This is a genomic window from Monashia sp. HAY1-2A, from assembly GCF_056755315.1.
Map to the genome: position 1 here is coordinate 1 of NZ_JBNDHY010000616.1, position 249 is coordinate 249.

General features: G+C 65.9%; 1 protein-coding gene. It reads left to right on the forward strand.

What is annotated here, in order from left to right; genetic code table 11:
* Window positions 1–19 precede the first annotated feature (19 nt).
* Window positions 20–249, forward strand: a 230-nt coding sequence (locus ACPYOM_RS23260) for a hypothetical protein (RefSeq protein WP_481347784.1), incomplete at its 3' end; no start/stop codon positions are given.

Genomic DNA, 249 nt, shown 5'->3' on the forward strand with positions numbered 1-249 from the left:
CGATTGGGCGTCCATTGTGATGCGCGAGCTCCTGACCGCTGATCCGGAACTCGGTCAGCCGAGGGGAGAGAAGGTGGCCCAGTCGATCGCCATCGAGGACCTCGACATCGAGCTCCTCGCCGCGAAGGCGATCGTTGATGCCGATGCGCGGTCGACCGGGACGGGAGGCCGTTTCAGCGACATGGACGTCCGAGCCGGAGCGATCCGAGCGCTGGCCACATCGGGCGTGATCACTGATCGGGCCAAGCT